General features: G+C 59.5%; 3 protein-coding genes. 2 read left to right on the top strand and 1 reads right to left on the bottom strand.

From position 1 onward, the window contains the following. Positions 1–33: 33 nt before the first annotated feature. Positions 34–678 carry a VOC family protein gene (locus E5W87_RS22165; protein WP_292402257.1) on the bottom strand — a complete coding sequence of 215 codons (645 nt, stop codon included), beginning with the start codon at positions 676–678 and terminating at the stop codon, positions 34–36. Between the two features lie 276 nt (positions 679–954). Here E5W87_RS22165 and E5W87_RS22160 point away from each other — a divergent pair, with 276 nt between their 5' ends. Both E5W87_RS22160 and E5W87_RS22155 read left to right on the top strand, forming a co-directional pair. Further along, entirely contained in the window at positions 955–3,738 is a 2,784-nt protein-coding gene (locus E5W87_RS22160; RefSeq protein WP_292402254.1) for a valine--tRNA ligase, read from the top strand. A gap of 360 nt (positions 3,739–4,098) precedes the next feature. Next, on the top strand, positions 4,099–5,319 hold the full coding sequence (locus E5W87_RS22155) for an OmpP1/FadL family transporter (RefSeq protein ID WP_292402251.1): 1,221 nt from the start codon (positions 4,099–4,101) through the stop codon (positions 5,317–5,319). Positions 5,320–5,363: the final 44 nt, after the last annotated feature.

Here is a 5,363-nt window from a genome sequence, read left to right as displayed (position 1 = left end):
CCACCGCGGTGGCGGTTTCATTGACCCGGCAGCTCAACCGCTCTCAACCGATGTGGCAAAGGCGATCAGGTTTCCGTCGGGATCTGCCACGATGAAGGTGCGGGCGCCCCACGGTTCGGTCCGCAACGTCTGATGAAAGCTGACCCCGGCCGCCTGGTACTCCAGGAACAGCGGCTTGATGGCGTCGACCGCGATGGTTGCCGACAGCAAGTCCTCTCTTGCTCTTAGGCCGTTGTCGAACAGAGGCTTGTCGACATGGCGCAGATTCAACCGCGCGCCGTCGCGAAAGACCTGGGCATAGAAGGGCGGTTCGCCATAGGTGAAGCGTGTCGTGAAGCCGAGCTTCTGTTCATAGAACGCCCGGGCGGCAGCGATGTCACAGACAAAAAGCTGCGGCTCGGCCAAGGCAAGGAAGGGTTTTTCGGCATCGGATGTCGTGCTGTCGGTCATGGTTTGAAGGCCTTTCTTCAGCGCCTGCCAGCTTTCGAAACCAGCCTTCTTGGCAACCAGTTCCTGGGCGTCGGCAAGCTTGAAGCTGTGATCCAGGATCTGGCGATCGGTCAGATGGCGGAAACGCGGCAGTATCGACCCGATCGCGGCCGCGACGGGATAGTACCGCTCGCGATGCCAGCGCAGGTGGAGCTTGGCCTGTTTCCTGAAGTTCTCGAAATTCGACATGTTCGAAATTCGGCTTGGGCGCGGTGAGGGTTAAGGTGTCGTAGGCGGGCAATGCCCCTCCGGCGGGAAGCCGATGCGCCCTACAGCAGCGTTGGCAACGTATTGCGGTTCGCGATGGCCGGTCAAGAGGCGTGGCTGCATGGAGGATCGCTTATGCGAATTGCCTCGAACTATGAGGCCCCTATCTATTGGCCATGCCATCTGCGGCTGGTTGACTTGCCAACTGCCTTCCGATTTACACCAACCCAACAATCCCGACAGCTCGGACGCCTTTCCATGCTCGAAAAAACCTACGACGCCAAAACCGTCGAGCCGAAGATCGCTAAAATCTGGGAAGAGGCCGACGCGTTTCGTGCCGGCGCAGGGGCCGAGGAGGGTGCCGAAGCCTTCACCATCGTCATCCCGCCGCCGAACGTCACCGGCTCGCTGCATATGGGCCACGCGCTCAACAACACGCTGCAGGACATTCTGGTGCGCTTCGAGCGTATGCGCGGCAAGAACGTGCTGTGGCAGCCCGGCATGGACCATGCCGGCATCGCCACGCAGATGGTGGTCGAACGCCAGCTTATGGAGAAGCAGATCCACCGCCGCGACCTGACGCGCGATGAGTTCATCGAGAAAGTATGGGAGTGGAAGGCCGAATCCGGCGGCACGATCCTTAATCAGCTGAAGCGGCTGGGGGCTTCGGCCGACTGGAGCAGAGAGCGCTTCACCATGGACGAGGGCCTGTCCACGGCGGTGCTCGAAGTGTTCGTCACGCTCTACAAGGAAGGGCTCATCTACAAGGACAAGCGCCTTGTGAACTGGGACCCGAAGCTGCTCACGGCCATTTCCGACCTGGAGGTCGAGCAGCAGGAGGTCAACGGCAATCTCTGGCATTTCCGCTATCCCGTCGAGGGCGAGATCTTCGATCCGGAAAATCCGAAAACCTTCATCACCGTGGCGACGACGCGCCCCGAAACGATGCTCGGCGACACGGCGGTCGCGGTGCATCCCGACGATGAACGGTTCCGGCATCTGGTTGGCAAGAACCTCGTCCTGCCGATCGTCGGCCGCAAGATCCCGGTGGTGGCGGACGAATATTCCGATCCGGAAAAGGGCAGCGGCGCGGTCAAGATCACGCCGGCGCATGATTTCAACGACTTCGAGGTCGGCAAGCGCCACAGGCTGCCGGCGATCAACATTCTCACCGTCGAGGCGGCGGTGACCCTCGGGGACAATGAAGACTTTCTTGCCGGATTGGAGGTGACGCCCGAGCGTCAGGCCGTCTGGGACGAACTCAACGGCCTCGATCGTTTCGTTGCACGCAAAAAGATCGTCGAGCTGATGGAGGCGGGCGGTTTCCTCGAAAAGGTCGAGCCGCATAGCCATACCGTGCCGCATGGCGATCGCGGCGGCGTGCCGATCGAACCGTTCCTGACCGAACAATGGTATGCGAATGCCGCGGAGCTCGCCAAGCCGGCGATTGCCTCGGTGCGCGAGGGTCGTACCAATTTCGTGCCGAAGAACTGGGAAAAGACCTATTTCGACTGGATGGAGAACATCCAGCCCTGGTGCATTTCGCGCCAGCTCTGGTGGGGTCACCAGATCCCGGCCTGGTACGGGCCGGACGGACGCGTCTTCGTCGAGAAGACCGAAGAGGAGGCGCTCGCCGCGGCGATCGAATATTATCTGGCGCTTGAAGGGCCGTGGAAGGCCTGGGTCGAGGACAAGCTCGAAAATTTCAAGCCGGGTGAGATCCTGACCCGCGACGAGGATGTGCTTGATACATGGTTTTCGTCAGCGTTGTGGCCGTTCTCGACGCTTGGCTGGCCGGACCAGACGCCGGAGCTGAAGACCTACTACCAGACCGACGTCTTGGTGACCGGCTTCGACATCATCTTCTTCTGGGTCGCCCGCATGATGATGATGGGCCTGCATTTCATGGACGAGGAGCCGTTCCACACTGTCTATGTCCATGCGCTGGTGCGCGACAAGAACGGGCAGAAGATGTCGAAGTCGAAAGGCAACGTCATCGACCCGCTCGATCTCATCGACGAATACGGCGCCGACGCACTGCGCTTCACACTGACTGTGATGGCGGCGCAAGGACGCGACGTGAAGCTCGATCCAGCCCGCATCGCCGGCTACCGCAACTTCGGCACCAAGCTGTGGAACGCGACCCGTTTTGCCGAGATGAACGACGTCGCAAGGAACGACGATTTCTGGCTGAACGACGCCAAGCTGGCGGTCAATCGCTGGATACTGACCGAACTGACGCGCGCCGCACGAGAAATCACCGAAGGCATCACCTCATACCGTTTCAACGAAGCGGCGGGTGCGGCCTACCGCTTCGTCTGGAACCTGTTTTGCGACTGGTACCTGGAACTGTTGAAGCCGGTCTTCACAGGCACGGACGAGGCTGCCAAGGCCGAAAGCAGGGCGTGCGTCGCCTTCGTGCTCGACGAGATTTATAAGCTGCTGCATCCGATGATGCCGTTCATGACCGAAGAACTTTGGGCTGAGACATCAGGCGAGGGCAAGGAACGGCCGTCTCTGCTTTGCCATGCGGCATGGCCGTCGCCCGACTTCGAGGATGAGGCAGCGGCCGCCGACATCAACTGGCTGGTCGATCTCGTTTCGGGTATCCGCTCCGTGCGCTCGGAGATGAACGTGCCGCCAGCGGCGATCGCGCCGCTGATGGTGATCGGCGCCAATGCCACGACCCAGGAAAGGCTTGAGCGCCAGGCATCGGCCATCAAGCGGCTGGCGCGGGTCGGCGACATCTCGCTGGTCGATACGGCGCCCAAGGGCTCCGCCCAGATCGTGCTCAACGAGGCGACCATCTGCTTGCCGCTCGGCAGCCTGATCGACCTTACCGCCGAGGCGGCGCGGCTGCAGAAGGAACTGGTCAAGGTGACCGAGGAGATCGCCCGCCTGCACAAGAAGCTGTCCAACGAGAAATTCGTCGCCAACGCGCCGGAAGATGTCGTGGAAGCCGAACGCGAAAAACTCGCCGAGTATCGCGAGGCGCAAGAAAAGCTTTCGGTGGCGCTGGCGCGAGTGCGCGAGGCCGGCTGAATTATCTGGATTCGCGCGTCTGCGAACCCGCTTTTCGGGCGGGCTTCCTGCCGCGAAAATAGGCATTCCGCAGCGTAAATCTTGACGTAAACGGAATGTTTTGGCCCCATTGTTGCCATAATGTAACAATGGGGTTTGTTTTCGCAAAACGCGCTGTTTTTGCGTCAATTCATGCGATTTTTCTGAATTTTTTCGTCGGTTTGCAGCCAAATAGGCCGTTTTCCGGCTCTGCGGTGAAGCTGTCACTTTGTCTAAAATGCGGTCGTCGCAGGTGTACGTGTACGCATCGAGAATTCGTTGTTGCGCCGTTAACCTGAATTGGTTCTAGCTTGACCCCACTAATGTTCGGGGAGGAGATTCATGAACAATTTGCGTCTGAAAGCGCTGCTGGGGGCGGGGTGCTTTTCGCTATTGATTTCGGGCGTTGCGAATGCTGGCGGCTTCGACCGCGGCGGTGTCAACATCGACCAGTTGTTTGATGCCGCACCGTATTCGTTCGATGCTGGCGTCACCTATGTTTCGCCACAGCGCACACTGAAGAATGTCCAGCGCCTGGATGGCTCGGGAATGTCGACGTCGGAAATAGATGTTGGCGGTGACTATGCGGTGCCGCGCATCGGTTTCAAGGCCAACATCTTCGAACCAGTGGATTGCCTTGCGAGCTATACGGAACCGTATGGTGCGGAGGCAGACTTCGGAATGAACAACGCCTATTCGCCAACGGCGGTCAAATACTACGTCAAAACAAATGATTTCGGCCTTACCTGCTCCTATAAGGTAAATGTCGGCAAGGGCGCACTGCGGTTCATCGGCGGCGTCTCCTACCAGGAGGTCGATGCGTTTCTGTCCCGCCAGACACTGCTGGCCTTCGGCAATACCGGCCTCGGAAAATTCAAGCTTTCGGATGAGGCATGGGGGTGGCGCGTGGGCACCGCCTATGAAATTCCCGAGATCGCCTTGCGCGCAAGCCTGATGTACTCTTCGAGCTACAAATATGACGGACTGTCGGGAACCGTCGACTCGACCGGTTTTAGGGGCGCGTTTCCAGCGGATCTGATTCCAGGCTCTACCGGGGTCTTTCCTGTCTCCGCCTCGGCCGAGATACCCCAAGCTATGGAACTCAAGCTGCAGAGCGGCATAGCTCCTGGCTGGCTGGCCTTTGGCTCTATCCGCTGGCAGGAATGGAGCAGGCTTGGCATCATTCCCATCAATGGCGTGCGTAGTCCTGTGACCGGTGCGCCATCGCCCGTTTCTTTCGACCTGCTTTATCGCGACGGCTGGACGGTCACGGGCGGCATAGCTCACAAGTTCACCGACCAGTTGTCGGGCGCGGTTTCGCTGACGTGGGATCGTGGAACCTCGACGACCTCCGGCTATCAGTCGGACACCTGGTCCGTGGCCAGCGGCATTTCTTATTCGCCGAACGACAAGATCGAGGTCAGACTTGGTGGCTCGATCGGTGTGCTGACCGGTGGGTCGTCGACCTTCCCCGGTGTTGGCGACAATGCAAATGCCATTACCTACACCTACGGCGACGATCTGCTCCTTGCTGGCTCAGCTTCGGTTAAGATCAAGTTCTAAGTGTAGGTTTTAAATAGAAAAAGAGCCGGGCAAATGCCCGGCTC

The sequence above is a fragment of the Mesorhizobium sp. genome (assembly GCF_004962925.1).
GTDB lineage: Bacteria > Pseudomonadota > Alphaproteobacteria > Rhizobiales > Rhizobiaceae > Mesorhizobium.
Note: the sequence above shows the minus strand (reverse complement) of the source record. Positions and strands in the feature narration are given on the sequence as shown.